23 protein-coding genes and 1 tRNA gene are annotated in these 25,871 nt (G+C 41.5%); 10 read left to right on the top strand and 14 right to left on the bottom strand.

Annotation, left to right across the window (positions count from 1 at the left end; all coding sequences use genetic code 11):
* Window positions 1-4 precede the first annotated feature (4 nt).
* From EXM22_RS13905 to EXM22_RS13895, 3 genes are read right to left on the bottom strand one after another with little or no spacing between them, the layout of a single operon-like run.
* Window positions 5-925: a hypothetical protein gene (locus tag EXM22_RS13905; protein ID WP_149487105.1), complete on the bottom strand. Its 921-nt coding sequence runs from the start codon at window positions 923-925 to the stop codon at window positions 5-7.
* Complete coding sequence (locus EXM22_RS13900; protein WP_149487104.1) at window positions 922-2,595, bottom strand: alpha-galactosidase; 1,674 nt, start codon at window positions 2,593-2,595, stop codon at window positions 922-924. The genes EXM22_RS13905 and EXM22_RS13900 overlap by 4 nt, the downstream gene beginning before the upstream one ends.
* 4 nt (window positions 2,596-2,599) lie before the next feature.
* Entirely contained in the window at window positions 2,600-3,016 is a 417-nt protein-coding gene (locus EXM22_RS13895; protein WP_149487103.1) for a C-GCAxxG-C-C family (seleno)protein, read from the bottom strand.
* A gap of 191 nt (window positions 3,017-3,207) precedes the next feature.
* On the opposite strand from EXM22_RS13895, the gene fliK reads away from it, so the two are divergent.
* Window positions 3,208-4,002, top strand: a complete 795-nt coding sequence (fliK, locus tag EXM22_RS13890) for a flagellar hook-length control protein FliK (protein WP_149487102.1) — start codon at window positions 3,208-3,210, stop codon at window positions 4,000-4,002.
* Window positions 3,993-4,271, top strand: coding sequence for an EscU/YscU/HrcU family type III secretion system export apparatus switch protein (locus tag EXM22_RS13885; RefSeq protein ID WP_149487101.1), 279 nt, complete (start codon window positions 3,993-3,995; stop codon window positions 4,269-4,271). The genes fliK and EXM22_RS13885 overlap by 10 nt, the downstream gene beginning before the upstream one ends.
* Window positions 4,272-4,278: 7 nt before the next feature.
* Here EXM22_RS13885 and EXM22_RS13880 read toward each other — a convergent pair whose 3' ends face one another.
* A complete protein-coding gene (locus tag EXM22_RS13880) occupies window positions 4,279-5,076 on the bottom strand; it encodes an SDR family oxidoreductase (RefSeq protein WP_149487100.1) in 798 nt (265 codons plus the stop codon).
* A 100-nt stretch (window positions 5,077-5,176) separates the two neighbouring features.
* On the opposite strand from EXM22_RS13880, the gene EXM22_RS13875 reads away from it, so the two are divergent.
* The gene (locus tag EXM22_RS13875) at window positions 5,177-5,869 is read left to right on the top strand and encodes a redox-sensing transcriptional repressor Rex (protein ID WP_149487099.1); all 693 of its coding nucleotides are present in this window, start codon (window positions 5,177-5,179) and stop codon (window positions 5,867-5,869) included.
* A gap of 3 nt (window positions 5,870-5,872) precedes the next feature.
* Here the strand turns inward: EXM22_RS13875 and EXM22_RS13870 are convergent, their stop codons facing one another.
* The 3 genes from EXM22_RS13870 to EXM22_RS13860 all read right to left on the bottom strand — a co-directional run bounded on the left by EXM22_RS13870 (window position 5,873) and on the right by EXM22_RS13860 (window position 7,052).
* Window positions 5,873-6,100, bottom strand: coding sequence for a hypothetical protein (locus tag EXM22_RS13870; protein WP_149487098.1), 228 nt, complete (start codon window positions 6,098-6,100; stop codon window positions 5,873-5,875).
* 22 nt (window positions 6,101-6,122) lie between these two features.
* A complete protein-coding gene (locus tag EXM22_RS13865) occupies window positions 6,123-6,572 on the bottom strand; it encodes a flavodoxin domain-containing protein (protein ID WP_149487097.1) in 450 nt (149 codons plus the stop codon).
* Window positions 6,573-6,653: 81 nt separating this feature from the next.
* The gene (locus EXM22_RS13860; protein WP_149487096.1) at window positions 6,654-7,052 is read right to left on the bottom strand and encodes a thioesterase family protein; all 399 of its coding nucleotides are present in this window, start codon (window positions 7,050-7,052) and stop codon (window positions 6,654-6,656) included.
* Window positions 7,053-7,157: 105 nt separating this feature from the next.
* On the opposite strand from EXM22_RS13860, the gene EXM22_RS13855 reads away from it, so the two are divergent.
* Window positions 7,158-7,820, top strand: a complete 663-nt coding sequence (locus tag EXM22_RS13855) for a TIGR01621 family pseudouridine synthase (protein ID WP_149487095.1) — start codon at window positions 7,158-7,160, stop codon at window positions 7,818-7,820.
* On the opposite strand, the gene EXM22_RS13850 is transcribed toward EXM22_RS13855, so the two are convergent.
* The 3 genes from EXM22_RS13850 to leuC all read right to left on the bottom strand — a co-directional run bounded on the left by EXM22_RS13850 (window position 7,727) and on the right by leuC (window position 10,834).
* Window positions 7,727-8,755, bottom strand: coding sequence for a class I SAM-dependent methyltransferase (locus EXM22_RS13850; RefSeq protein WP_149487094.1), 1,029 nt, complete (start codon window positions 8,753-8,755; stop codon window positions 7,727-7,729). The genes EXM22_RS13855 and EXM22_RS13850 overlap by 94 nt on opposite strands.
* 64 nt (window positions 8,756-8,819) lie before the next feature.
* Window positions 8,820-9,431 carry a 3-isopropylmalate dehydratase small subunit gene (leuD, locus tag EXM22_RS13845; RefSeq protein WP_149487093.1) on the bottom strand — a complete coding sequence of 204 codons (612 nt, stop codon included), beginning with the start codon at window positions 9,429-9,431 and terminating at the stop codon, window positions 8,820-8,822.
* A complete protein-coding gene (leuC, locus tag EXM22_RS13840) occupies window positions 9,428-10,834 on the bottom strand; it encodes a 3-isopropylmalate dehydratase large subunit (RefSeq protein ID WP_149487092.1) in 1,407 nt (468 codons plus the stop codon). Before leuC ends, leuD begins: the two co-directional genes overlap by 4 nt.
* A 276-nt stretch (window positions 10,835-11,110) precedes the next feature.
* On the opposite strand from leuC, the gene EXM22_RS13835 reads away from it, so the two are divergent.
* From EXM22_RS13835 to EXM22_RS13820, 4 genes are read left to right on the top strand one after another with little or no spacing between them, the layout of a single operon-like run.
* Complete coding sequence (locus tag EXM22_RS13835) at window positions 11,111-14,254, top strand: ligand-binding sensor domain-containing protein (protein WP_149487091.1); 3,144 nt, start codon at window positions 11,111-11,113, stop codon at window positions 14,252-14,254.
* Window positions 14,255-14,258: 4 nt separating this feature from the next.
* Window positions 14,259-15,800, top strand: coding sequence for a response regulator (locus tag EXM22_RS13830; RefSeq protein WP_149487090.1), 1,542 nt, complete (start codon window positions 14,259-14,261; stop codon window positions 15,798-15,800).
* Window positions 15,784-17,733, top strand: coding sequence for a sensor histidine kinase (locus tag EXM22_RS13825; RefSeq protein ID WP_149487089.1), 1,950 nt, complete (start codon window positions 15,784-15,786; stop codon window positions 17,731-17,733). Before EXM22_RS13830 ends, EXM22_RS13825 begins: the two co-directional genes overlap by 17 nt.
* 11 nt (window positions 17,734-17,744) lie before the next feature.
* On the top strand, window positions 17,745-18,659 hold the full coding sequence (locus tag EXM22_RS13820; protein ID WP_149487088.1) for a helix-turn-helix domain-containing protein: 915 nt from the start codon (window positions 17,745-17,747) through the stop codon (window positions 18,657-18,659).
* Between the two features lie 9 nt (window positions 18,660-18,668).
* Here the strand turns inward: EXM22_RS13820 and EXM22_RS13815 are convergent, their stop codons facing one another.
* Together EXM22_RS13815 and EXM22_RS13810 are read right to left on the bottom strand one after the other, a co-directional pair.
* A complete protein-coding gene (locus EXM22_RS13815; protein WP_149487087.1) occupies window positions 18,669-20,837 on the bottom strand; it encodes a TIGR03545 family protein in 2,169 nt (722 codons plus the stop codon).
* A 13-nt stretch (window positions 20,838-20,850) separates the two neighbouring features.
* Window positions 20,851-21,375 (bottom strand): TIGR03546 family protein, encoded by a 525-nt coding sequence (locus EXM22_RS13810; RefSeq protein WP_149487086.1) that lies wholly within the window; start codon window positions 21,373-21,375, stop codon window positions 20,851-20,853.
* A 156-nt stretch (window positions 21,376-21,531) separates the two neighbouring features.
* On the opposite strand from EXM22_RS13810, the gene EXM22_RS13805 reads away from it, so the two are divergent.
* Complete coding sequence (locus tag EXM22_RS13805; RefSeq protein WP_168203514.1) at window positions 21,532-23,385, top strand: methyl-accepting chemotaxis protein; 1,854 nt, start codon at window positions 21,532-21,534, stop codon at window positions 23,383-23,385.
* A gap of 3 nt (window positions 23,386-23,388) precedes the next feature.
* Here EXM22_RS13805 and EXM22_RS13800 read toward each other — a convergent pair whose 3' ends face one another.
* Window positions 23,389-23,652, bottom strand: coding sequence for a hypothetical protein (locus tag EXM22_RS13800; protein ID WP_149487084.1), 264 nt, complete (start codon window positions 23,650-23,652; stop codon window positions 23,389-23,391).
* Window positions 23,653-23,954: 302 nt separating this feature from the next.
* Here EXM22_RS13800 and EXM22_RS13795 point away from each other — a divergent pair.
* A tRNA-Ile gene (locus EXM22_RS13795) sits at window positions 23,955-24,028 on the top strand.
* A gap of 866 nt (window positions 24,029-24,894) precedes the next feature.
* Here the strand turns inward: EXM22_RS13795 and EXM22_RS13790 are convergent.
* On the bottom strand, window positions 24,895-25,623 hold the full coding sequence (locus EXM22_RS13790; RefSeq protein WP_149487083.1) for a hypothetical protein: 729 nt from the start codon (window positions 25,621-25,623) through the stop codon (window positions 24,895-24,897).
* Window positions 25,624-25,871: the final 248 nt, after the last annotated feature.

The raw sequence follows: 25,871 nt of genomic DNA, 5'->3' as shown, positions 1-25,871 counted from the left end.
GAAACTATTTTCTTCGCAGCAAAAGGTCCGGATTTTTAGGAAAACAGTCCTTCTCCTTCAGATCCTGGATAAACCTGTGTCCATCTTTGTAGTATCCCGCCGTATGTTTAATCTCAGGAAGTCTGGAGCTCCAGTATCTATTAAAGGCTGTCATGCAGATTTCCCGGCTGTACTTGGCAAACATGGATGCCAAAGCTGTCTCAAAACAAAGGGCATCTGCTTTAACCTGAAAATCGATGAGACAGTCTTCCAAATCATATCGGGATAACTCTTTTAGCTCTCTTAAGGCACTCAGTCGTTTCCCTGGAAAAAGGGATACCAACCAATCTCCGTAATATCTTCTTCCTCCCTGTCGGTCTACTATCAATCGGTCACTATGATAGATTCCTGATAACAGCAGGGGAGATAGAATTTCCTGGCAGGCTGAGGCTTTGTTTGTTTGTTTTTTTAAAACTGAGTTGAAACTGAGGGCCGGCTGAACTGTAAGATCAATTGTATTGATGGTGATTCCTGCACCCTTGAAAGAGGCCTGGAGGGATTGAACTGCATAGGTAGATTGGTCATCCCGCTGGTGAGAAAGTGGAAGAGCCAGGGTTTCAAGATCCTTATACCATGGAATATTCACAGAAAGGTTGTGGCCACTTAATACCTCTATGAATTCTTTGGCGTGCAGGGCTTTCTGTTCTGTATACAGTTCATAAAAGGCGAGCACGGTTCTTTCAAGCGATTCAAGTTTGCCAGAAGTGTAGATCTTCTTGCTGTCTCCTACAGCCAAATGCTGGGGGTCGGGTTCTTTTGAAAGTATGGACGAACAACTCTTTCGAGGATCTTCGTATTCTCCGCTGTACTCCAAAGAGACAAGTGCCGCACAATATGGTCCTAATACTGGGCCAAGGCCGGCTTCATCAATACCGCTTTGTATCAAAATTTAAATATTCTGGAACCGTAGGGAGGGAGGATCAATTCCAGTTCTCCTGTTTTCATGCCCGTTCTGCCTTCCTTTATTTGGGTTCCACTCTTCTTGTTGTAGAAACGCAGCCTCATGCTTTCCATATTCAGACTTGTTTGTTTTTTCTTTCCTGATAAGTTGAACACGCCCAAATATCCACGGCTGTTAAACAATACTGAAGGGGTTTTTTTATCAGGACTGTTGATTAAATGTAGTGAGCCGCCAGCAAATCGTTTAAACGAAGGGATTAGCTTTTTAAGCTCGTTAACCTGGTTTTGGGACATTTTATTTAGATTATTCTTTATGGACAGACTTCCACCGCTGATCAGCATCATCTGTCTTAAAGATTCGGCGGCCTGAGGATGAATCAACTCTTTTTCTTCGGGGAGCGGGTAGTTCCCTGAGTTGAATAACCAAGGATATTGGCTTGTAAAAGTCTGATTCAGGACTCTATAGATAGCCTCGGGTATTTCTTTCTTTGATTTCCTTTTTGAACTGATGGAGCTGTCCATTGATATCATGGATAAAACATTTTCCTGTGTTATCAGAGGAATATTTTCTGCACTGATAAAGGTTTTGGCTCCCAGAATCTCCCTGAAAAAAAGGAGTGCTTCATGAAGAATCTCTCCCGATTCTTTTTCATTGTCAGAGCGTCTGCAGGGCAGAAGAAGGGCTGATAAGCCTTGTAAATGGAACGCCTTAAAACCCCATTGCCTGTAAAAAAGATCCAGCGTACTTTTAATATACTCTCTGACTGATATTTGTGTAAAATCAAGGATGTACATTTTTTTATGGTTCTGCTGATTCAGTAAGGGGGTGTCTCCTTTCAATTCTCCTACAAGCCAGTCAGGATGAAGTCGAACCAACTCGGAGCCAGCTTCCGCATGGAATGGGGCAAATGCAATGGCCGGGATCATTCCGTTATGCTCAATTCTCCGGTTAATAAAGCCTATTTTCCCTCTGAATTCTGGAGGAAGATTCTCCCAATCCCCAATCGTATTGTGTAAGCCATTCAATTGAATCATATCGAAGAAAAACCGTTCTTTTTCCATCCAGTTCAAATTCTCTTCAATATAGTTGATTCGCAGAGGTTGATTTAGAGGGGATTCGGCGATCCAGGATGTCCTGGGTACAAGCTTAGGTTCTGTTTTACCTAAAGAAGGCTGCAACGCAGTCTCATTCTCTGCGATGAGTATGGGATCAAATACGAGCTCTTTTCCATTGGGCATAAAACAATTGAATTGCCAGTTAATGTTGAGGATACGGCGTGATGGATTATATTCAAATGTTATGAATTGCTTCATCACCTTGTTGCGTTTGAGTCTTATGATTTCACGCTGATCTGATATGGTTAGGCCGGGACTACCCGCGTAGGTACCGCAGGCATAGAGGGGTATGCCTTTTCGGCTTTTGATCTTAATTGATATTTGTATCTCTCTGAGGAATATTTCCTCTTTGGCAATGATTGTTCCCGATAGTACATCTTTCGCATAGCTCAGTCTTAATTCTGAACCGGGCATTTCAACACTGCTGTACTGATTTCCTGTAGGCCAGCGGCCTATGGTTTTGTGCTGTTTTACATTGTCTGCACCAAATTTTATTTTAAAATTCACCTGACTTTTATCAAGCTTGAGGGATGAGGCCACCGTTTCAGTCTCCTTCGGGAAGCCCTTCCCGTTCAATAATCTGATCCAGAACACCAGCTGCAGCTATTATAACAGAGCGGCATTTTTCTTCTTCAGTTCTATAGTTTGTCTTCAATGGAGCACAGAGTTCACTACCCATATTTTGTCTGAAACCTTCAATCAACTCTTTTACAAGTCCCTTGTTATAGTCATTTTCATGAGCTCTTTCCTTGATATACAGCCTACTGAGAACCATGCTCCCGGCAGATAAAGCTCCGCAAATATTATCTGTATAACATCCGGCAGAGAGGCCCGCCGACATTTTTAATGCATTTTGATCCAGTCCCAGATTCCATACCTCATTTGCACCATAAAGAATCGTTTCTGAGCAGCTAAAATCTTCCTCTATTCCAAAACCATTCTTAATATATTCTTTCAGCACGGGTTATCTCCTGATGTTCAATCGTCTAGAAAATTTTTAATTCATTTCTACTATAATGCAAATTAGCAGTGACGGCCAATTTCCATATCCTAATTATATTCCTGAGAGGGTTCTTTCTCTCATTTCGATTCCATTATAGCCTTCTCACTGTATCCGTGGAAAGATAGTTCTGCTAGGATAAAAAAGAGCCTATGAAAATAGAAATAAATCCAGGGTCATCACATTTCTCTGATAAGATCTCCGGAACTTCTGTTTCTGCAAGGGCAACTGTTTCTTCAGAAGCCACTGCGAAGGATGGCTCTTCTATCAGTGTCTCTATACCGGGGGGACTCAAGCTTAAAGAGTCTTATTTTATGCTTCTAGAAGGATTGATGAAGATCCTTGATCGAAAATCCCAGGTTCAGACATCTATTATCCCTTTACTGCAACTCCTCAAACAAATGCCTTTGGATCGGGAAGGTCTACCAGCCGATACAGCCGATCGTAGACTTCTTCTAGCCGTTTTCAGACAATGGAGAGAACACAATTCTTCCGAACTTCCCGGAAGGGTCCTCTCTGATTTTGAAACTCTTGAGAAATTACTCCAGGGAGAGGGACGTGAAAAATATTTGTTCATTCAAAGAGATAACCCTGAGCAGGGAATTCCAGAAATCGTAATAAGTGAAGAAGAACAGGATGAGGAGAATCCTTTATTTGGCAAAGAGGGATCACCCAGAGGGCGGTTAGATCTCCGATTCAATTTGTTGCACCTGGGACCAGTCAGGGTCTTGCTTGAAAAACAAAAAGAACGGCTGAACTGCCTTATTCAATGCGAAGATCGTCAGGGACATAAAGTCGTCCGGGCCGGTCTTTCCAGCTTAAAAGAACAACTGAGAAGAAGTGAATTTCCTTTAGGCAGTGTCAAGGTTCAGAAAAAGGCACTTCCTTCTCAAAAGGTAGATGATTTTCGCAAGGACCGGGAAAGAGGAGTCATTCTATGGGGATAAACAAGTCTGTTGCGTTGAAATGGGATAGAGAGTCTGATGCTGCACCCCGTTTGATTGCTGCCGGAAAAGGACCTCTGGCAGACAGAATCCTTTCGTTGGCTCTGGACGCGGGTATCCCTGTGCATGAGGATTCCATATTGGCCGAAGCTTTGGCAGATGCACCAATTGGATCGGAAATTCCCAAAGAACTATATCAGCTGGCAGCAGAAGTCTATATCTTTCTGATGAACCTGGAGACTAGTTTTTTTGAGAGGGAAGAACAGAGCTGATTTCCGACTATTTCACTTCTGCAGTCCGTAGCATTTTTGCCAGGAAACCCGGAAAAGCTCTGCTGAGAAAAAGACCCAGTCTCAGCTTTGGAAACAGGCCAATATAGATTTCCCGCTTATTTTTTTCTAATCCTTTCATTATGAGCGCCGCCGCTTTATCCGGAGAAATCCCCGATGCCTGGTTTGGATCCATGACACCGTGTTTTTTTCCACTGCCATTGAGAGCATTCAAAGAAATATTGGTTTTTACAAATCCCGGGACAATCAAGTTGACATGAATCCCCTGTGCAAAAAGCTCAGCACGTAAACCATCGAAGAATCCTTGAAGAGCCATTTTTGAGGCGCTGTAGGAGGTTCTCAGAGGTGTTGAGAATTTTCCGGCGATAGAGCTGACCGGAGCGATGATGCCATTCTTCTGATTGAGCATATAGGGGACCACGGCTTTGGATAAGCAGGCAGAACCCAGGAAATTCACGTCCATAATCGTCTTCATTACTTCAAAATCAGTCTCTATAGCAAGGCTTCTCTGGCTGACTCCGGCATTATTAATCAGGACATCGATCCTACCCCAGTGTTTATAAGCCGTCTCGGCAGCGCATTGTAATTCGTCATGCTTGCCTAAATCCAGGGGGAGTATAAACAACCTTTCTTTCTCTATCCATGATTCTGTCAGAGATGTCAGTTTTTCTTCTGTCCGTGCAGATAAAATGACCTTGCCGCCATTATGGTAAATCTTTGTAGCTAGAGCTTCTCCAATTCCAGATGACGCTCCTGTGATCCAACACACTTTGTTATTCCAAAACATGGGGAGGATTGTAGCATAAAACCCAGAAATAAAGATAAAAAAATATAGAAATGTATATTATTTGATTGGCAACCCTTGATCTCTGTCTTATAATAGATCCATGAAATTGAATTCCTATGTTAACATCCCCTTACCAACCCTAAAGCGTTATCCTGTATATTTTGGTTTGCTGAAAGAATGCCGGGATAACGGAGATGAATGGATCTCTGCCAGTTATATTGCTGGACGGCTGAACCTTAAGTCCATACAGGTCCGGAAAGACTTGAGCTGTACGGGCGTCGTTGGGAAACCAAAAAAGGGCTTTATGATAAAGGAGATGATGGACGCTCTTGCCTTTTATCTTGGAGAGGGTAACCTTTCGGATGTTTTGCTTGTGGGTGTTGGAAATCTTGGAAAAGCCCTCTTGGGTGACAGACGACTTACGAGGCACGGCTTTAAGATTATGGCCGCTTTTGATGTCGATGAGGCCCTCGTCGGCCATGATGTTGTCGGACTCAGGATACAGCCTATGGAAAAGCTGGAAGAACTTGTCAGGCGGATGGGAATTAAGATAGCCATTCTGACGGTTCCCGAAAAAGAAGCGCAACCCATTGCAGATAAGCTTGTGAAAGCCGGCATTTTGGGGATCTGGAACTTTTCTTCCCTTTTCCTGGATGTCGATTGCGAAGTGACCGTGATTAATGAAGATCTGGGCTCGAGACTGGCCTTACTTGCAGGGCGAGTCACTCATGGTAAAGGTTGTGAAGACGGTCCTCCTGCGACAAAATTGGGAAGCCTTTCTTTTAACAAATAAAAGCTATTTTACCAATTTCAAAGATGGTCCGCTTGGTTCCGGTCTATCCAGGGCAAAAACGATTGTCTTACTGTCTTCTTCGTGTTGGCTTATCCTAATGGTTCCGCCCCCTTCTTCTGATTCTACATGAACCAGCATTCTGTCTTCACTGTCTTTTGTAACAGTTAAAATCAGGTCGGCACCGTGAATTTCAATCAATTCAGTCTTATCAATATTCAGTGATTTCGCCATTTTTTTTCACTATCTCCGCATTCTAATGAATCTGTTCTATTTCGCCTGCAAGGACCAGGGCCCATTCTTTGCTCTCTTCATCTGTCCTGTTTTCCAGATCGTTTACCATGAGGGATGGGAGCATCATCCTGCTTCCCAGGCTTCTAAGTTTTGCTTCCAGGATTCGGACGGCTTCACAAAAATATGGAAACCTTGAGCTTCCAGAACCAAAGGCTGCCGCAAAATGACCCTTTAAATCAAGATCATCCATTCCTCTTTCGAAATCAATAAAATCGGATTGGAGATCTCCATTGCTCCATGTCGAACTGCCAAGAATTATGAATTTATAATGCAGCAGATCTTCTGGATTTGTTTCAAAGACATTTTTAACCAGGACTGAAATATTCTTTTCTTTGAGGACAGAAGCAATTATATCAGCCATATGAGCTGTTTTTCCCTGCTTGCTACCGTATACTATTATTGCTTCTTCCATGGGAGAATCCTATAGTATTCTCCCATTATTGTGAACTGCTTCTGTCTGAATGCTTTAGATTTGGACCAATAAAAATTGGACTTAAGTTATGGGTTTGAGTAGGGCAGACCTTTGTTTCGCAAGAATCTGGAGGTTTTCTACATCAACAATCAGCCGTTCATTCAGTCCGTGTGCAATGATTCCTGTTTCATCAACTGCTTTGAGGGCTATGAAAATCTTGTTTTCATCTACCTTTTTCACAGTGGCTTCTACTGTGACTGTCTCTCCGGCAACAGTTGGTTCTTCATGGTTTACCTGAATCATTGTGCAGACACTGGTAACTCCCTTGTGAAGCTCTTTATCTATGAGTGCCCAAGAGGTATCCAGCATCAACCTGGTCAATGCTGCAGTGGATAACAAACCGTCATAGGTCTCTTTAGTCCCGACATTTTTCTGCAGAGTAATGGATTTCCCCAATAGTTCATTAAAACTCTTTTCCATGGCTGTCCTCCATCTAGGAATTCTCGTACTCTGAGCCGCTCTTGTCCAGAGTAAAAATCCAAATCAATACTACGCAGGGGAGGGTGAGACGACTATAATGATTCTATGGTTGAAATTTTAAGAGAAACAGAAGATTTTCTGGTCTGTTATAAAGAAGAAAATCTCGATTTTCATAATTCAGATGAGGGCCCAGGGTTTTTCTCTCTTCTAAAAGAGCAGTATCCAAAGGAGACCCTTTATCCTGTGCATCGTTTGGATAAACCGACGTCCGGTCTCATTCTTGTGGCCAGGAACCGTGCTGCGGCAAGTGGTTTGGGGACTTTGTTGTCATCCTCGGAGATAGAGAAATACTACCTGGCCATTTCTGATAAGAAACCTAAAAAAAAGCAGGGATGGGTTGTGGGAGATATGCAGAGATCCAGGCGGGGGCAATGGATCTTGACCCGAAATAAGGATAATCCATCGAGAACGTACTTTATCAGTGTCCCCTTGCAAACGGGGTACCGATTATTTTTCGTCAGGATATACACAGGAAAAACCCATCAGATCAGAGTGGCCCTAAAGAGTCAGGGGGCTCCTGTTTGGGGAGATCCCCTTTATCACATCCCTGATCCGAAGGCAGACAGAATGTATCTTCATTCCTGGAAGCTTCAATTCACCTGGAGAGGAATTGTTTATGATCTGGAGTGCCTACCTCGTTCGGGACGTCTGTTTCCAGAGGATCTCGGCGCTTTTCTTGAGGATCCTTCGTGTCCTGTCTTTCCCTGAAAAAACCCGGTGATGACCCAGCATTTGTGAGCCGGTTTGTTTTTAAAATCCTCAGCTGTTGTCTCTTTGGTTATTTCATCAATCTGCAAGCCTGTGGGGAAATCTTTTTTATGGAAACGGAAGTCTGACTGATTATTGGAAAATAGTAGACGACCTCCTCCTTTCATGACTTTGCAGCAGGCCTCAATTAGCTCTTTATAGTCATCCTGGATTTTTAGGGTCCGCTCCATTTTTCGGCTGTTTGAAAAGGTAGGCGGGTCAAGGATGATTAGATCCCATTTCTCCTTTTTTTCTGCGCTCTCTTTTAGGAATTTGAAAACATCCGCCTGGACAAATTCGAAGGCTCCCGGTAAAAAGTCATTCAATCTGAAATTTTCCTTTGCCTGTTCTAAATATGGTGCAGAAAGATCAACTGTTGTGATTCTTTTTGCGCCTCCTGATGCGGCATAGACCGAAAATGATCCAGTATAGCTGAAAAGGTTGAGTACAGAGAGATCAAAGCACTCTTCCCGGACCATTTGTCTTGTAGGTCTGTGATCCAAAAAGAGCCCTGTGTCAATATAATCCCTTAGATTCACCTGAAAACTCAGATCATTTTCATGCACAATCAGCTTTTCCTGTTCGTCTTTCAAAGGGGTATACTGTTCATGTTCTGCTAAGGATTTTCTTCGTTTCACAATGAGCCGGTCCATGGGACAATATAGAGTGCCGGCAATCTTCTTAAGTTCTTCTTCACTCAGGTCCAATTCCTCGGGGCCTTCAAGCTGGGTGAGGTGTATATAACTTCCATAGCGATCGATGAAAAGGGGTAGATTTGCAAAACTCCTATTGAAAATTCTATAACAATCGGTACCGCTGCTGCTGAAATAGCTTCTTAATTCCTGCTGTCGAGATTTGAGTATTTTGAGGACGCTGTCCAATGTTTCCTGGTTCATATTTTCTCCTGGGCCCAGCTTATCCTGCACCTGCCCGGGTAGACAAGCACAGGACGAGAGTATTTCAGGATTCAAAGTGATTCATATAAGGGAGCGAAGATGCCGTTTTTTTTGCTAAATCCAGCCGGCTTCTCAGAAGAGAGGTGCTATCCCAAGTGCCTTCTATCAAGGCTTGCCGACCTGATTCAGGCATCATGGCTTTGTAACTTTTTTCACCGCATTCAACTGTCATGTTTTCAAGATTCAATTTGATTTCCACTTGGCTGTCACTCTCTACGGCTGTTTGGATTTCTTTAATATCCCCCGGGGAGAGTGTGACCGCAGCCATTCCGATCATGGTACAGTTTCCAGCAAAAATCTCGGCTAAAGATTCTGCCAAAACAGCTTTTATTCCCCATCTGAAAAGTGCCTGAGGAGCGTGTTCTCTGCTGGAACCGCATCCAAAGTTATCATTTACAACAAGAATTGAGGCATCCTTTCTCTCTTTTTTATTGAAGGGATGGTCTTTTTCTGTTCCATCTTCTTGAAATCTTTCATCAAAGAAGGGGTACTCTCCCATTTTGGAAAAAGTTATTTCCTTCAGATATCGGGCAGGTATGATTCTGTCCGTATCAATATCGTTGCCTCTGATAGAGATTCCTGTTCCCCGTAAAGAGGTAATCTTTTTTACACTCATTTGTTCAACTCCCTGATATCACTGACATGTCCATTGAGGGCTGCTGCCGCCACCATAACAGGAGACATCAACAGGGTCCTTCCCTTGGGGCTTCCCTGGCGACCTATGAAATTCCTATTGCTGGAGCTGGCAGAAATTTCATCCCCAATCAGCTTGTCCGGATTCATGGCAAGACACATGGAACATCCTGCCTGGCGCCACTCAAAACCAGCGTCTTCAAATATTTTATCCAAGCCCTCTTTCATGGCCTGCAGACGAACAGGTATGGAACCTGGTACAACGATTCCTCTGACATCCGGATGAATCCTTTTTCCTTTGACAACCTCTGCGGCTGCCCTTAAGTCGGACATTCGGCCATTAGTACAGCTGCCTATAAAGGCTACCTGAACGGGAATCTCAACCGCTTTCTGACCAGGTGTCAGTTTCATGTGTGCATAGGCATCGGATAGCGATTTTTTCAGGTCTTCAGAAATACCTGTCAGAAGGGGAAGCTTTTCGTTCACTGATACGCTCTGTGCAGGAGTAATTCCCCAGGTAACCATAGGAGAAATATCCTCGGCTTTAAAAATAACCAGGTCATCGTATTGGGCATCCTTGTCTGAAGACAGAGATTTCCACCAGCTGACAGCCTTATCCCAGGCTTTTCCCTTAGGACTAAATTCTCTACCCTTCAGGTAGGAAAATGTAGTCTCATCGGGATTGACATATCCTGCTCGGGCACCACCTTCGATCGACATATTGCAGACCGTCATCCTTCCTTCCATGGACATGGCATCAAATACATCTCCCGCATATTCATAAGCGTATCCCAACCCACCACGGACACCCAGTTTATTGATGATATAGAGAATCACATCCTTAGGAGTGACTCCTTCGGGGAGAGTCCCATTGACCTCTATTCTTCTCACCTTGAGTTCGTCCATGGACAAACAGCCTGTAGCCAATACATCCCGAACCTGACTCGTTCCAATACCAAAGGCCAAAGTTCCAAAGGCACCATGGGTGGAGGTATGAGAGTCTCCACAGGCAATTGTCATACCCGGTTGGGTCAATCCCGTTTCCGGACCTACAATATGGACAATGCCCTGTTTTCCAGAGGGTGGGTCGTAGAAGGTTATACCAAAATCCTTTGTATTCTTCTCCAGAGCTTCCATCATGAGTTCGGCCTGAGAGTCATCAAAAGGCCTGTTTGTAGAGTTTGTAGGTATAATATGGTCACATGTTGCAAACGTTCTGTCTGGAAATGCAACAGATATGCCTTCTTCTCTCAGTGCATCAAAGGCTTGGGGGCTGGTCACCTCATGAACCAAATGCAATCCTATGAGAAGTTGATTCTGACCTGTGGGGAGAACCCCTACATTGTGAGAATCCCAAATTTTGTTATAAAGTGTGTTTCTAGCCACTGTGTCTATCCTTACTTTATTATGATCTCTTAATTGTAGGAATGATTCTCATCTTTTTCCAGATCATTTTATATGGTTCGGGATAAACTTTGTTCTTTTATTGATGAATCTATCCTGACTTTATCATGTACCTGGACTGTAGTTTGTTCTAGAAGCATGTCAAAGGTCGTGAGCTTCTCTTGAATGAGCAGCTTTGAAATTAAATCTAATTGAGTTAGAGCGAAAAATAATTATTAAGTATTTGAACTCCTTTCCATTAGCTAGTATCCTTGAATAGTGAATAGAATAGGACTACTTTTTATTATTATTCATCTCTTCAGTTTTATCACGCTCCATTCTTTGGAGCCTCACGGGTCATCGACAGTTCGATTTACCTCCTATACGATCGATGATGGTTTGATCACAAATTCAGTCTATTCGATTTTTCAAGATAGCCGGGGACTTCTCTGGTTTGGTACACAAGATGGGATTAACCTTTTTGATGGGGTGGAGTTTACCATCATTGGTGAAGAAACGTCCGTTTCCAGTGGGTATGTTTATAGCATCACTGAGGATGAGAGGGGAGACATTATAATCTCTTCTTCATCTGGTTTGTATCGGTATTTCTTTGAGACGGAAGTCGTTGAACCCTATGATATGAGCCTCATGTCTTATGATGTGCGAAAGGCAATAGCTGTAGACTCTGGGGGGGTGATTCTTTCTCTTGCGGATAAAGGTATTTTTTATTTTAACAACGGACAATTGAATCCTCTTTTACAAAATTTGAAAGTAAATGATTTGATTCTAGAAGCAAATAAGATCTTTGTTGCAAGCGATAATGGTTTGATTGTCTTTGATCTGGCTGGTGGAAAAACAGAACAGATCATTCTGAAAGACCGTAAGATCAAAGCTCTTGAAAAACAGAATTATATCCTCTGGGCAGGTTCCGATAAAGGGTTGTATCAAATTAATCTTACAAGCGGTGAGGTCCATCCTTGTGCGGGTACAGACGTATCAGTTACCTCCCTAGTCTCGGATAGCAAATCCAGGGTCTGGACGGGAACTGCTTCAGAGGGGCTCATCCTTAGTGAATGCAGTGGGCCCGAGGAAAGCAGGTCTTTCATAGAGGGCACAACTGTTTTATCTGTCTTTATAGACCGCTCGGATAATCTTTGGGTAGGGTTATTAGGTCATGGTTTGAAGAAAATCGATATACACAGGGTTGGTTTTTCATACCTTGGATCTAAAGAAGGGCTGGATAATCTAATCGTTGTTTCTTTGTGGGAAGATATAGACCAGAGCCTCTGGATCGGTACGTTTGGAGGAGGTTTGTATCATTTCTCTTCTACGGGAGCTCTCCTGGAGCATTTTACTGCCAATCCGGAAAGTTCAGGAGCACTGGGAGACAACCGGGTCATGAGTCTTTTTAGAGACAGCCGGGGGAAGATGTGGATCGGTACCAAAAATCATGGTCTGTATTATAAAGAAAAAGATCTTTTCATCCCTGTACGAGGCAGTTTCAGCAGTATTTATACAGTTACCGAAGATAAACGAGGCAGGATTTGGGCCACAACCCAGGGGGGAGGCATTCACATCATCAGCCAGGAAGGTTCTCTTCAACAGACGATCAGGCTGCCTGATGTTCCCACTCTATCATTTAGAACCATGTTGATTGAGGATGAAAGGGTATACCTCGGTTCCATTGATTCTGGGTTGATGGTTTTAGATCTGGAAGGGACACTTGTTAAACATTACTCACCGGAATCAACCGCCGTTCATGGCCTGTCTGGGGCTCATATCTTAAGTATTTTTGTTTCCAGTGATCAAACGCTTTGGGTGGGGACTGCCGGAGGCGGCCTCCACCGATATGTTTCTGAGTCAGACACATTTCAAGGGTATACTACTCAGCAGGGAATGCCTAACAATACTGTCTACGGAATACTGGAAGACAGGCAGGGCCGGCTTTGGACAAGTACAAACAAGGGCCTGGCCCTTATTTCTCCTGAAAGCATGAGTATTACAGTCTTTACAGAATCTGATGGGCTTCAGAGTAATGAATTTAACAGCGGAGCCTCTCTGTCAGGCAGGAATGGAATTCTGTATTTTGGTGGCGTGGAAGGGCTCAGCTATTTTGATCCTCTGGTGGTCTCATTTAATGATAAAACACCAGAAACCCTTCTTACCGGCCTGAAGATCAATAATAGAAAGATTTCAGTCAATGAACTTGTTCACTCTAAGGTTCTTCTGCCAAAAACGCTGAGTGCTCTGGAAGAATTGAGACTGACGAGGGATGAACTTGTAGTCACCTTTGATTTTAAGTCTCTTCATTATTCTGAACCGGAAAAGAATAGTTATGCCTATTATCTCGATGGATTGGAACCTAATTGGAACTACACAGGAAATAGTCCCAATTCAACTTATACAAACCTATTACCCGGGGTCTACCATTTCCGATATAAATCGGCCAGCTCCGATGGCGTTTGGTCGCCAGAAAAGTCACTAAGAGTCTATGTAAAACCAGAATTTCATCAAACAATGATTTTTAAGATTTCTCTTGTTATTGCTATCGTTGCCTTACTGCTTATAGTCCTTCAATGGAAAATCCGAAAGAGTGAAGAAAAAGCTTCTCTTTTGGAGCAGAGGGTACAAGAACGGACTGTCGATTTGGAGCAGGCTCTCATCCGGGAAAAGAAAATGCGTGAAATCCTCAATGTTGGTGAGAGAATGGCCTCGTTGGTCAGCCTGACTGTTCGCCTGGCTCACAATCTAAACACCCCTCTTGGTTCCAGCTTAACGGCCCTCTCGTTTTTAAAAACCTCTCTAGAGTCGAATGACCCAAATTCTCAATTGATTGAATGTTGTGATATGGCTCTGGATGGGACAAAACAAGCGGTACAGATTGTTCATCAACTGTCACGGGCCTCCAGTGCTCAGGCCCTTCCTGCGCCGGTTCTTTTTAATCTCAGTGATGTTCTGAAAGTGTATATAAGCCAGTATTGGATTAGTACTTTGAAAAAGGCGGGGATTGCCTGTCATATGGACCTGCCGGAAACAGAATCATTCATCTTGGGATCCATCAGTTCATTTCAAGAGATCATAGACAGCCTCTTAGGGAATTCTCTTCAACATGCCTTCACTGGAATGGACGAGAAGAACCTTGATAAGGAAATATCATTAAAAGTGGTTTATTCAGAAAAAGTAGCTCTTTTAATATACAAAGATAATGGTAAGGGGATTTCAAATGAGGCACAAACTAAAATATTTGAACCTTTTGAGGGAAGTTCCGATTCCGGCAAGGCAAGAGGTATTGGTATGGGTTTATTTTTTGTATACAACCTGATTAAGCTTCAGTTTTCTGGAAGCATCGTTAGCATTCATGATGAAGACGGAGCCTGTTTTCATATGAAATTCCCATTAGTAAAAAAAGAGCAGGAATCATAGGCTTATGAATGTGCCACAAAACAAGGGAGTTCAATTTAAGACCAAAACCAGGAAAAATGATGAATTGCTTCTGGAGGAAGTCTGGAAAATCCTCATTGTTGATGATGAACCCATCATGCACTCAGTTACGAAACTGGTGCTCAGGGATTATCAGTTTGAAGGTCGAAAACTTAATTTCTTATCTGCATTTTCATTTGTGGAAGCCAAGAAGGTCATGATTGAAAATCCGGATGTAGCCGTTGCCTTTGTCGATATTGTCATGGAAGAGGATAACAGCGGGCTACAATTCATCCATTGGTTGCGTCATGAACAGAAGAATATGGAAATCCGTTTGATCCTCAGGACGGGTCAACCAGGTCTGGCTCCAGAGCGGGATATCATTCAAAGGTATGAAATCAACGATTATAAAGAAAAAACAGAACTGACAGATGTAAAGCTCATCACATCTCTGACGGTTGCCATAAGGGGCTATAGGGATATCCATGTTTTAAACAGGAACCGTAAAGGCTTTCAGCAGATTTTGAGCTGTGGCACAGAACTTTGGACAACCGAAAATACTCATGATTTTCTATCTCTCATCATCAAACAGTTTCAGCAAATTGCCTCCGGTGATTCCAGCGCGGTACCCATGGATTCGCTCATATTACAGAAGGGAGATAAGGGCTGCCGTGTTCGCTTGGGATTAGGAGTCTATAAGGAAAGGGAAGGGTCTGTTTTGGACCTTTCCGGAGATGGGGAGTTTGCTTCTCTTTTGTCAGAATGTTCCAAAGGGAATAGTATTTTCTATTCTTTTCCTTATTTGTCTTGTGCTCTGGATTCCCGGCAGGAAGAAGGGTTGTATTTGATCACGAAGGTTCTGAAAGAACCGGATCTGACAGACCATACTATTCTATCGGCTTTTATGCTGAATGCATCCCTGGCTATGGACTATTGGATTTTATCGGTGAGTCGGTCCCGTTCTCAAAAAAGAATGTTGTATTTTCTTTCTGAGGTCATTGAACAGCACTTCTCTGAGACAGGGAATCATATTAGAAGAGTTTCAGAAATGGTATATCTCATGTCTAGAAAACTGGGTATTCATGAAGATCAGGCAGAGAATTGGAAAATGGCTTCCATCCTCCATGACCTTGGCAAGATTGGTATTCCTGATCATATTTTGAAAAAACCTGGAAAACTGACTGAAGATGAAATGGCGGTCATGAAATCTCATGTTCAAATTGGATACAAAATGCTCAGTTCCAATGAAGATGAGTTCTTTCCGGATGCAGCCACCATTGCCCTCTCTCATCATGAATGCTGGGATGGCAGCGGTTATCCTTTCGGGATTAAAGGAGAAGATATTTCCAGGCCAGCCCGTATCTTGGCTGTGGTGGATGTTTTTGATGCATTGACGCATAAACGGGTATATAAAAGAGCCTGGGAATTGGATGAAGCTCTTGAGTTCATCCTGGAACGGAAAGGAAGGGATTTTGAACCTGCATTAGTCGATCTTTTTGTGGAAAATTATGATGAGTTAAAAGGCATTTTAAATGCATTTCCAGATTAAGAGTCTTCTTATTTTCTTTCTGGTGATAGCTCCCCTCTTTTCTCAGGAACAGAATTTAAAAGAGCTTGGCGCTTTGGAAACATATGCTGATGAGGATTCATTCATCTATGACCTTATGGATCTTCCAGAATCAAAATGGTACACACATGCCAAAAACCCCTCCAGAGAGAAAGGAACCCATCTTTGGCTAAAGGTGAAACTAAATAATGTCTTTCATGAGACAGATTCTTATTTAACAGAACATAAAGGCGTTGGATTTTGGGAGTCTTTTCTTGTGAAAGATGGGTTTCTTGTCCAACGTTCTCGTGTTGATTGGACCCTCCCGGATAGTTCTATTCATAAGACCCAGTACCGGGGGTTTACTTATAGTCCTGTCACGCAGTTTGCCCGGGAGGATTATACTCTCTACATCCATATTCACTCACGCTATGTGTCTCATTATCAATTTTTTCTTAGAAGCTATGAAAACTTTTTGAGGAAACAGCAATCCTGGACACTGATTCAGGGGATGGGCATGGGGTTCCTCATGGTCATTCTTCTTCTCTCAATCATTTTGATTATAAATATGAGATACCGCATTAATTGGCTGTTTCTCATGCTTGTTCTCTCATCAAGTTTAAACACTCTCTTTATGACAGGCTTGGGGCCTTCTCTTATTGGCCGGTTAAGAACGGGAGGGACACCGCTTTTCTGGTATTCTCTTTTAGGCCTGTTTAACCCCGCTGTTATCCTTTTTTTGAAATCATTTTTAAAGTTGTCTGGATATAAAAAAATTGACCACTGTTATTTTTCTATCCTTCTATATCTGTCACTTTTTCTATCATTCCTTCCATTGTTGGTCCCGTCTCATCTTGTCTTCTTCATTGTGAATCTTCAGAGCCTCATTTCCTATGTATTTATCGGGGGTGGACTTCTTTGGCTGATCTTGAGAAAAAGAGGCGTTGCACAATGGTTGCTCTATGGATGGCTTCTTTTTACTTTGGTGACCGCTTCAGGGTATCTTTTATCCCGGCTTGATGATAGTTGGATCATGGCTCCTATTATCTTTTATCTATTGGGACTGGCCTTTCTTGTTATGTTTTTTGGTGCAGCCATGATTCAGGATATGGTAGAAAAAAGAAAGAGCGAGACCTCTTTGAGGATTTCTGCCGAAACTACGGCCATGGACGCCATAGAACAGATGAGTGAAAATGAAAGGATGGCTGACCTTGGCCGACTGGTTGCCTCGGTGACCCATGAGCTGGGAACACCTTTGGGTGTTGGTGTCACTCTTTCTACAAGCATTGTATCTACAACTAAGAAAATTTCAAACTTGTACACAACAGGTGATTTGTCTGAGGACGATTTTAATAATTATATTTCGGATACAATAGAGTCTTCGGATCTTATATTCAGAAATATGGAGCAGGCTCGAATTCTAATCAATGGTTTCAAGCAGGTTGCTTCTGATCAGGCTGTTCCTGATATCAGAACCATAAATCTCAATGAATATTTGGAGATGCTCATAAAAGGCCTTAATTTGGGGATAAAAAAGACAGGCTGCACCATTGAGATGTACTTGAGCCGAGACCTTATGATCACCAGCATTCCGGGTATTATCTCCCAAGTTTTGACGAATCTGATCAATAATGCCTTGATCCACGGCCTAAAAGACTTTCCTGGGGGAGTTATCACTATCAAAGGATTAAAGGTGAAAAACTTCATCCATCTCAGTGTTTGCGATAAAGGAAGAGGAATCCCCCTTCATATACAGAATCATATCTTTGATGTATATTTTACAACTAGAAAGGGAGCAGGTGGAACTGGTCTGGGTTTGGCAATCGTCAAGTCCCTGGTTGAGGAAAAATTGAAAGGTTCTATTTCGTTTGAAAGTTCTCCCGGGGCCGGCACAGTCTTCACTCTAATTCTTCCCGAAAGTATTTCAGCATCTTAAATGGTGGAACAATGGAACATTTGTTTTTATTCTTTTTTATCATATCCTTCGCAGTCATGGCGGGATCTCTTTTTTTGGGAGTTTTGTATTATTATAAAGAAAAAGCTCTCTGGAAATTCAAAGGATGTCTATTTCTCGGGTTTATTTTATTCTTATTTTTCACTTCAGGTATCAGGTTCTATTTTTCAGAGATCGCTGGATGGGATGACAGTTTTCTACGCATGTTTCTGAGGGTCATTTATGTTTTGGGATATTCTCTTCTAATCTATTATCTGCAGGCAACGATAAATTATATATTGTCCCGTCCCTGGACCCGTGAGCGTTTGATTTGGATTCTTACAGCTTCAATATCCTACTTTATTGCAGGAGTCTTTTTGTTGATTAAGGGGCTTTCTCCTGTCTGGAATTTGCCTTTAGGAATCTTCTTTTTTACAGCTTTTATATTTGTGCTCATAGATGCTCTTCATTCCCTTCCCTTAATACGTGATCAAAGAGGCCGCGTTTCTGTTACACTTCTTTTTGCGGGGACATTCCTGTTTTTGCCGCTTCTTCTGGTTGTCCGCATGATTGGTTCTCTTTTTTTTCCAGAAACGGATAGTGAAGTTCTACTGTTTCCTGTTCAGACACTGTATTTTCTGTGGTTAGCAGTTGTTCTTGTTCAGTTTTTAATGAACCGTATCCTCACATCGGATCTTGTCCCTCTACCGTTAAGTGAAAAACCCGCATCCTTTTTTGAAAATAAGGGAATTACTAGCCGTGAAATTGAGATCATTCTGTTACTTGAAAAAGGACTTACCTATAAGGAAATTGGCCGAGACTTATTTATTTCGGCCAATACCGTAAGCAATCATGTTGCCAGCATATACAAGAAAACAGGTCAGAGGTCCAGAGTTGAAATGCTGAATTCCCTCAGAGGAGAATCCTGACACGGTATCTTAAAACCCAGGTATCTTGATAGAGTCTTTCAGCTTCTCAGCCTCAGCTTTCGCTTTTGCCTCAGCTTCCGCCTCCGCTTTCTTTTTTTCAGCTTCCGCAGCAGCTTCAGCTTCTTTCTTTTTTTGATCTGCCTCGGCTTGTAACTTAGCCGCTTCGGCCCGTGCCTGATCTTCATATTCCTTTAGTAAGGCCTCTGTTTGACCTTTTGCCTGATCTTCAACCGCCTTGATCTGGTTTTTCAAATCATCGAGGCTATTCAATTGTTCCAGGGAATCTATGTTCAGGTTATCCAGAGTTTCATTCACCTTATCCGAGGCAAGAAGGTTCTCTCTTATCATATCTCTTAGAACCGTTTCCAGCTCTTCTACTCCCTGTTGTGGCAGATCCTTAAGAAGTTCTCCCAGACGGCTTTTTAAGATATTGTCTAGATCGCTTTTGACATCAATCGATTGGATGCCCTTTTCTGTGATGTGTAGTTCTGCCGTAACAATGAACTCTTGAATTTCCTGAATGGTTTCATCTAAAACCTTTGCCATTATCGCGTCTTGATCTCCTTTTTGAATTTCTATTTCTGAGAAATCCATATCCAAAGAAACCACGATGCCCTTTTCTTCGGGCAATGGATAGCTGCTGCCAAGATAACTCAGTTGAGCATGAGTCGATTCCACAGCTAATTCGGGAATTCCGTCTATCCAGGAAATAGGATTGTCGGGTGAGTCAAAAGTAAAGTGGAATAACTCCTGAGCACTTTCTTTCAGATCTATAAATCCCTGGAGGCTCATGTCCAGGTTGTCGCTATCCCATTGGCTGGACAGCCTTACCGGATCGGGCCATTTTTCCGGTTCTGAGGAAATACCAGTTATATTCATGGAAAAGTAACCGCTGTAATCGTCCCCTCCGCTGAGGTCGATTGTCTCAATTAAAAATTTTGGTGAATCGGGAGAAGGAAACAAGACTGTCCTCCCTGAAAGACGTTTGGTTTCAACCTTTGCTGGGGCATTTTCTTCTTGATTCTCTTTGTATTGTTCATAATAAGGCATTATTTTCATGGCTTTGTCATAATAGCCTTGAAAGCGTTGCATGAGGATCTCTTTGATCTTATCAGATACAAAATCCTTCATCTCATTCCGGCCGGGGAGCACAAGAAGACCTTCAAGGTATGCCAAATCTTCCTGGATCAAGCCTTCTATTTCACTCTTGTAATCTAACAGTCTCTCTTTTTCCTGTTGAAACTTTTTCTGAAGAGCAACTATCTCATCCCTCTTGTTTTGGATTTCATCATAGTAGCCCTCATACTCTGTGATGAGATCCTTTCCCTCTTCTAGGTTTGTTATTCTCGGAAGAGATTGTTGTCTTATATTTGAGTATTTGCTTATAAACTCTTCAATCTCTTCCCGGGAATCTTTAAACTCTGTTTCCCATTTTGCTGTAAATTCATCCAGGTCCCTCTCTGCACTATCAATAAAATGCAGAGTCTTCAGGTTCTCTTTCTGTTCTTCTATCAAGGCTTTGATCTGTCCGGTGGGGTCATCCGTCATATCAGTCAAACCGGTGAGATTGACCATAGGTTTTGAGCCTTCAGATTCTGTTGGAGTTACCTCCAGAATATCGGACTCACGGGAAGAGTTCATTTGAAAGTCTTCCAATATCATTGTTTCAATTCTAAACCTGTTGCGTGTTAATTCTGGAATGTTTATCGACAAGGATGTAGGCCCAGTCTCAAAGAGGTTCTTTTCTGGGCTGTCCTTATCCTGTACAGAGATCCCCTGTATACTGAACTCTCCCTTGAACAGTGAGAATCGGGGAGTTATCACATCTACATCTGCCTGGAAAATCTTTTCCAAGGACATTTCAAGACCTTTTTCAATAAGCATATTCTTAAAGAAGAAGGTAAAAATCAAAATTAAACCTGTCAGTACAAGAAGGATTATCCCCTTCCATTTTGTGACCATCCCTTTATTTTTCTTTATTGATTTGGCCAGAGGTTTGAGCTTCTTCTGAATCTCTTTGGAAATATCTTCTTGAATAACCATGCGATCATTCTGAAGTTCAAATAATTCTTCGACCATCTTGCGGTCAGAAGGAATATGGATTTGCTTCAGCAACTTCTTCCATTTTTTAAGTTTGAACTTTTTTCTGAATAGTTTTGGTGTTTTATTTTTACCCATGAATGAATCTCTCCTATGTCAGAAAATTGAATTTTCGGTAGGTCGAACTGATTTTAGATACTAGTGGTACTTTTTTAAAGGCTTTAATCAGTTTGGAATTTGCCAGTTTAGAGGCAACCTTATTTCTGTAAAGGACAACGAGTAGTCTGAAGACAATGAATATTGGCAGCCAAAGGATCAGACTCCATACCAGGGCTCCCAGGACAACCGTGTTATTGATGCGAAACCAGGGGAGAAGAGGGAGATTATATAGGGTTGTGAATAACCCTCTCAGTGAAGGAAGTGTTAAAATGAACTCTCCTGTCATGTGTAAAAGAGGATCCAAGAGAGGAGCAAGAGGCTTGAATAGGAGGATACTCAAAAGCATGGCTCCCAGATGATGTTTGATCAGGAAGGCGATTGCAAAAACCGCGACCCAAAGGAGGTTGCCTCCTGGAATCAGGGCTAAAGTGAAACCGAAGGCAATGCCGGAGCTCAGTTCTCCTGGCCTGCTATTGCTATTCAAGGATACCAATATCTTCGCAATGAATGAGATCATACCCACTCTCCTATTTTTGTCATACTATTGATCATAGGACATTTATTTCTTTTTTCAACAAACTTGTCAGACTTCTTCTATACTGAATAACCATTTTTTTATTGAATAAAGTTCAAATTACAGATAAATTGAATTTAGCATAAAATGAGGAACATAATGAATAAAAATAATGGTTTTTTTCTTGGATGGGCTATTTTCATTCTTCCCTATGTTTTTTTAGGGAGTTTTATCAAGTACTTGGGTGTTTTAAATATGGCTCGGATCGGAGAGATTCATAAAGCTCCCTTGACCTGGATCTGGTTAGTATTAATCCAAATTTTATATGTTGCTCTTTCAATGCAAACCCATAAAAGCATACAGAAGTGGCAGAATGGAGATGAGGAATATAAGCTCGTCAATAAAGAGAAAGTTACAAAGAAGGTTGTTGTCTTTCCTAAGCTGGTTCTCTATATAGGAATTCTTCAGAGCCTGATACTTCCCCAGTTTATACTATTGTTCATGAGTAAAATCCCTTTTGATGTGAGACTACATATCTCATATATTGGTTTTGCCTGTACTGTATTTTTTGGTCTGCCTTTCTATGTTCTATTTATCCAACGTTTTGAGAGTTTTACAAAAGATATTCCATTTGACAGTAAAATCATGTCTATGACACTCACATTAAGGATGAATCTTGTCGTCTTCATTTTAATGGTTTCCATATTAATCACAATGCGCTTGGGTATTGATTACAGTCTGGCTTCAGCTGTTTTCCTGGAAGAGGTACAGTCCACTTTGGGAAGAAAACTGTTCCCTGTACAGCTTATCAGTGTCATTATGAGTGTCTTGAACATATACCTGCTTATGAAGGGGATAAAAAGCCGTATTAGTAGTTGTGAAAAATTTGCCAGTGTTTTGGCCGATGGAGATTTCACTGCATCTGAAAACTACTGCCTCTCTCGGGATGAGCTGGGGGCCCTGAATGACCAGCTTTATAAGGTGTTTGAAAACAATGCAGAACTCTTAAAGAGCCTGGATAACTCAGTAAACCAAACAGTACATTCAAAGGACGAACTGGTAACCGTCTCGAATGAAACCTCTTCTTCTATTGAACAAATCCGACAACGGATAGATGGTGTTTCTAACCGTATGGATGATCTGAATAGTAGTATTCAGGAAACCACTTCGGCAACAGGTTCTCTCATGACCCACCTTCAGGATCTAAATAATGATGTAGAAAACCAAAGCGAAATTGTGGAGAGTTCTTCAGGAGCCATAGCTGAAATAAGTGCATCAATAGACAGCATCAGTTCTGTCGCTGAAGGGAAGATCAGTTCCGCAGAAGCATTGGCTTCTGTTTCAAGAGAGGGCCGGAATAAGCTGGATGCCACAGTCGATCGTATCAATAAGATCAACGACAGTGTTGAGAAAATTAAAGAGATACTTTCTCTTATACAAAAGATTGCTTCACAGACAAATCTTCTTGCAATGAATGCCGCCATCGAAGCTGCTCATGCGGGAGAGGCGGGTAAAGGGTTTGCCGTTGTTGCCGATGAAATTAGGAAACTGGCGGAGACTTCATCTACGGGTTCCCATGAAATTAATGAGAATATCAAGAACATCATCCTGGCTATTCAAGACACATCTGAAGCGGGAGGGGATGCCAAAGACAGCTTCCATCAAATCGCAAGCGGGATTGATTCCATGATTGATTCTTATCGTGAGATTGGGGCTGGACTTTCTGAGCTGAAAGAAGGTAGTGGGCTCATTCTCTCCTCAGTAAGCGGTTTGAAAGAGAACAGCCATAGGGTCAGAACCAGTATGCTTGAAATGACTGACCTCACAAAAGGTGTTGATCAATCTATGCAAACTATTGAGGGGATTTCACATGAAACCAGTCAGGCGGCTCTTGATATGCGTTCTGGTGCAGAAAATGTGGATACCATAAGCAAACAGATGCAGGATCAAACCCATATTCTTCATGACGCCTCACTGAGTATCGTCACAGGGTTGGGGAAGTTTAAATACTGATTCTTATGCTGAGACTGAAGGATTACTACGAATTTTGGAGATGGCTTCAATAAATATGCGGTCCATCTCTTTTTTTTCTTCATTTGTAATATATTCTTTTTTTGCCAGTTTCTTTATAAATTTTCTATCTGTAGGGTCTTTAAGAGATTCCGCCATGTTTAGAATGAGCTGAATATCATCAGAACTCAGGAGGAATGATTTTCCGGGTGTTTCTTTCACATAGAATTCTTTTTCATATGAATATTTTGTCATTGTATCCTGGTTCATATACGGCTCCTTTTTCATTCTGATTAGTCAATAAATGGCTGGTTTCAAAACAAACGATTTACAGGAGTAAAAGTAGAAATCTGTGATAGTTTTTCTATGACCCTGCCTTATTATTATACTCTATTTATGGGTCAAAATAAAGCAATCGGTAAAAAAATATTCATATAAAAAGGTCCTGGCCCCCGCTGGATCAAAAATTAAACTGACAGAAAGGAAATATTGACAATTTTCAATCATTCCATTACTATAAGCGCTCATTGGGCTGGTCGTAAGCTCTGTTTACTGCTCGCCTATGCGTCCCGGGGCCTATAGCTCAGTTGGTTAGAGCACCTGACTCATAATCAGGTGGTCCAAGGTTCAAGTCCTTGTGGGCCCACTTAAGACACTCTTTTAGAGTGTCTTTTTTTTGGTTTAAACTCTTTCGGGGATAGGGATTAATCAGAATCAGGTAAAACGACCGTCTACCCTTGAAAAGGCACTGACGCTGATATTGACGCAGATATGTTTGTAATTGTCTTTGAATGTGATATTAAAATCAGCTCTTTCTGTTGTGTAAGAAGAGGTCTTGATGACGTTAAAATTTGAATCAACAAGAGGACTAGTTCTCTACTTATTTGATTTTTTTGATCATGATATTATCAGAATGTGGAAAAAAATCGTCATTTCAGACTCTGATAGACAAGATGACGGAATTTTGTTTTGGTGGTATTTGTTGTCAGTAATGTGAAAACCGGGTGCCTTCGTAGAAACAAAACGAATCAGGAAGATCTTGGAAGACTTTGAGAAGAACGGGGAACCCCAAATTCTTATTGATAAGACCTTGAAGCTGTCGCTATCACATAGGACCCCGTTGAAGACGATTCTTCCTTCTTGGTCCCATTGATATATATTTGTACTGTGATAGAACCAGGGTCGCCATTTGTTTGAGCGGATAAATATAAAAAATATTCATGGAAGTAATCATAAATATAACTCTTAGGTAATGAGACATCTGAATATTGTTCAGTACCTCCACTGTCATTGTTCAATGTTATGAGGTTTGCGGAATGAGTTCCGGAAATTTTGTATTCAACACTTCTTTCAAATAATTGGCAGCTAGAGAATAGAAATACTGCCATAAGGATGAGACTCATCTTCTTCATAGTCAATATTACTTCCTCTTTTAATAAAATACATTGATGATAAATATACCGTCATGCTCATATTTGACTGATAGCATTATATTGATGAACAAATTGCTTGTTATGCAAGTTCTATCAATTTAAGCAAATCACTTGTTTGAGATTTCTCCCAATCCTGTGAGAATAGATTTTCATCAAATATAATATTCTCTTGCTTCAGTAAAAACTGTAGTTCCACCTTATAGTCTTTAACCTTTTTAGTGTTATCCTTCATTTGTTCTTTCTGGATTTTTTCAATCAAATCTTTTACTTTTCCAAATACTATTTGTTTACTGATATTCTCTATCAACAGATCGATAGATTCTCCAGCCATCTTTCCTGAATGCTCTAATTGGTAAATCATTAATTTGAGCTCGGCAATTTTCTGACTAGCTTTTGTGAGTCCATTTAAGGCACTGGAGAGAGTGGCATAAGAATCTTTTTTAATCATGATTTTGTCATATTCTTGCTTTGCCATTTCAACAAGTCTTTCATTGAACGCTAATTCAACAGAATTTCGAAATGCCATAGGATTCGTCTCACTACCATCATATCCTCTTGATATTAGTGACTCCATATCTTCAATTCTCTGGAGAGTGAATTCAAACCTAGATTTTAAAGTTTCTAAATTCTTTGTTTTACCCATTATCTGGAGGCTTTCATTTATATGCTTTGAATACTGTGAAGCTTCAGCTTGAAGAGATTCTTTGTGTCGTTGTTTAAGTTCTTCCTCTTTTCGATCCTTTTGTGCTATTCGAAAAACTACAATAATCAAAATTAAAAGTGTGCCTAAACCAATAAGTATACTCATACCAGAGACTCCAGATTAATATGTATAATAAAAATATACCACATATTAGCAATCAGTTGGTCACTAATTTAAGTTTCAATAATTCCTTGCGAATGCATAATAACGTTAAACCGGTTGAGATTCTTTTTTTGAGTGGATTGGGTTGGATCATCCATAATGATGATTTTGATCATCAAGAAGGTGTGTAGTAATTTCACCTCTGGACTGACAACTTAATATGCGAAAAGGCTAAAAGATGACTTCTATCC

It is taken from the genome of Oceanispirochaeta crateris (genome assembly GCF_008329965.1).
In the GTDB taxonomy this organism is placed as follows: Bacteria; Spirochaetota; Spirochaetia; order DSM-2461; family DSM-2461; genus Oceanispirochaeta; species Oceanispirochaeta crateris.
This window is presented reverse-complemented; position numbering and strand designations above follow the sequence as displayed.

Bases quoted from the DNA above. Each gene is read 5' to 3' on its own strand.
- EXM22_RS13830 (WP_149487090.1), top strand. From the start codon at position 14,259: ATGAATGTGCCACAAAACAAGGGAGTTCAATTTAAGACCAAAACCAGG.
- EXM22_RS13805 (WP_168203514.1), top strand. From the start codon at position 21,532: ATGAATAAAAATAATGGTTTTTTTCTTGGATGGGCTATTTTCATTCTT.
- EXM22_RS13820 (WP_149487088.1), top strand. From the start codon at position 17,745: ATGGAACATTTGTTTTTATTCTTTTTTATCATATCCTTCGCAGTCATG.
- EXM22_RS13800 (WP_149487084.1), bottom strand. From the start codon at position 23,652: ATGAACCAGGATACAATGACAAAATATTCATATGAAAAAGAATTCTAT.
- fliK (WP_149487102.1), top strand. From the start codon at position 3,208: ATGAAAATAGAAATAAATCCAGGGTCATCACATTTCTCTGATAAGATC.
- EXM22_RS13875 (WP_149487099.1), top strand. From the start codon at position 5,177: ATGAAATTGAATTCCTATGTTAACATCCCCTTACCAACCCTAAAGCGT.
- EXM22_RS13870 (WP_149487098.1), bottom strand. From the start codon at position 6,100: ATGGCGAAATCACTGAATATTGATAAGACTGAATTGATTGAAATTCAC.
- EXM22_RS13810 (WP_149487086.1), bottom strand. From the start codon at position 21,375: ATGATCTCATTCATTGCGAAGATATTGGTATCCTTGAATAGCAATAGC.
- leuD (WP_149487093.1), bottom strand. From the start codon at position 9,431: ATGAGTGTAAAAAAGATTACCTCTTTACGGGGAACAGGAATCTCTATC.
- EXM22_RS13885 (WP_149487101.1), top strand. From the start codon at position 3,993: ATGGGGATAAACAAGTCTGTTGCGTTGAAATGGGATAGAGAGTCTGAT.
- EXM22_RS13825 (WP_149487089.1), top strand. From the start codon at position 15,784: ATGCATTTCCAGATTAAGAGTCTTCTTATTTTCTTTCTGGTGATAGCT.
- EXM22_RS13880 (WP_149487100.1), bottom strand. From the start codon at position 5,076: ATGTTTTGGAATAACAAAGTGTGTTGGATCACAGGAGCGTCATCTGGA.
- EXM22_RS13815 (WP_149487087.1), bottom strand. From the start codon at position 20,837: ATGGGTAAAAATAAAACACCAAAACTATTCAGAAAAAAGTTCAAACTT.
- EXM22_RS13865 (WP_149487097.1), bottom strand. From the start codon at position 6,572: ATGGAAGAAGCAATAATAGTATACGGTAGCAAGCAGGGAAAAACAGCT.
- EXM22_RS13860 (WP_149487096.1), bottom strand. From the start codon at position 7,052: ATGGAAAAGAGTTTTAATGAACTATTGGGGAAATCCATTACTCTGCAG.
- EXM22_RS13850 (WP_149487094.1), bottom strand. From the start codon at position 8,755: ATGAACCAGGAAACATTGGACAGCGTCCTCAAAATACTCAAATCTCGA.
- EXM22_RS13790 (WP_149487083.1), bottom strand. From the start codon at position 25,623: ATGAGTATACTTATTGGTTTAGGCACACTTTTAATTTTGATTATTGTA.
- EXM22_RS13855 (WP_149487095.1), top strand. From the start codon at position 7,158: ATGGTTGAAATTTTAAGAGAAACAGAAGATTTTCTGGTCTGTTATAAA.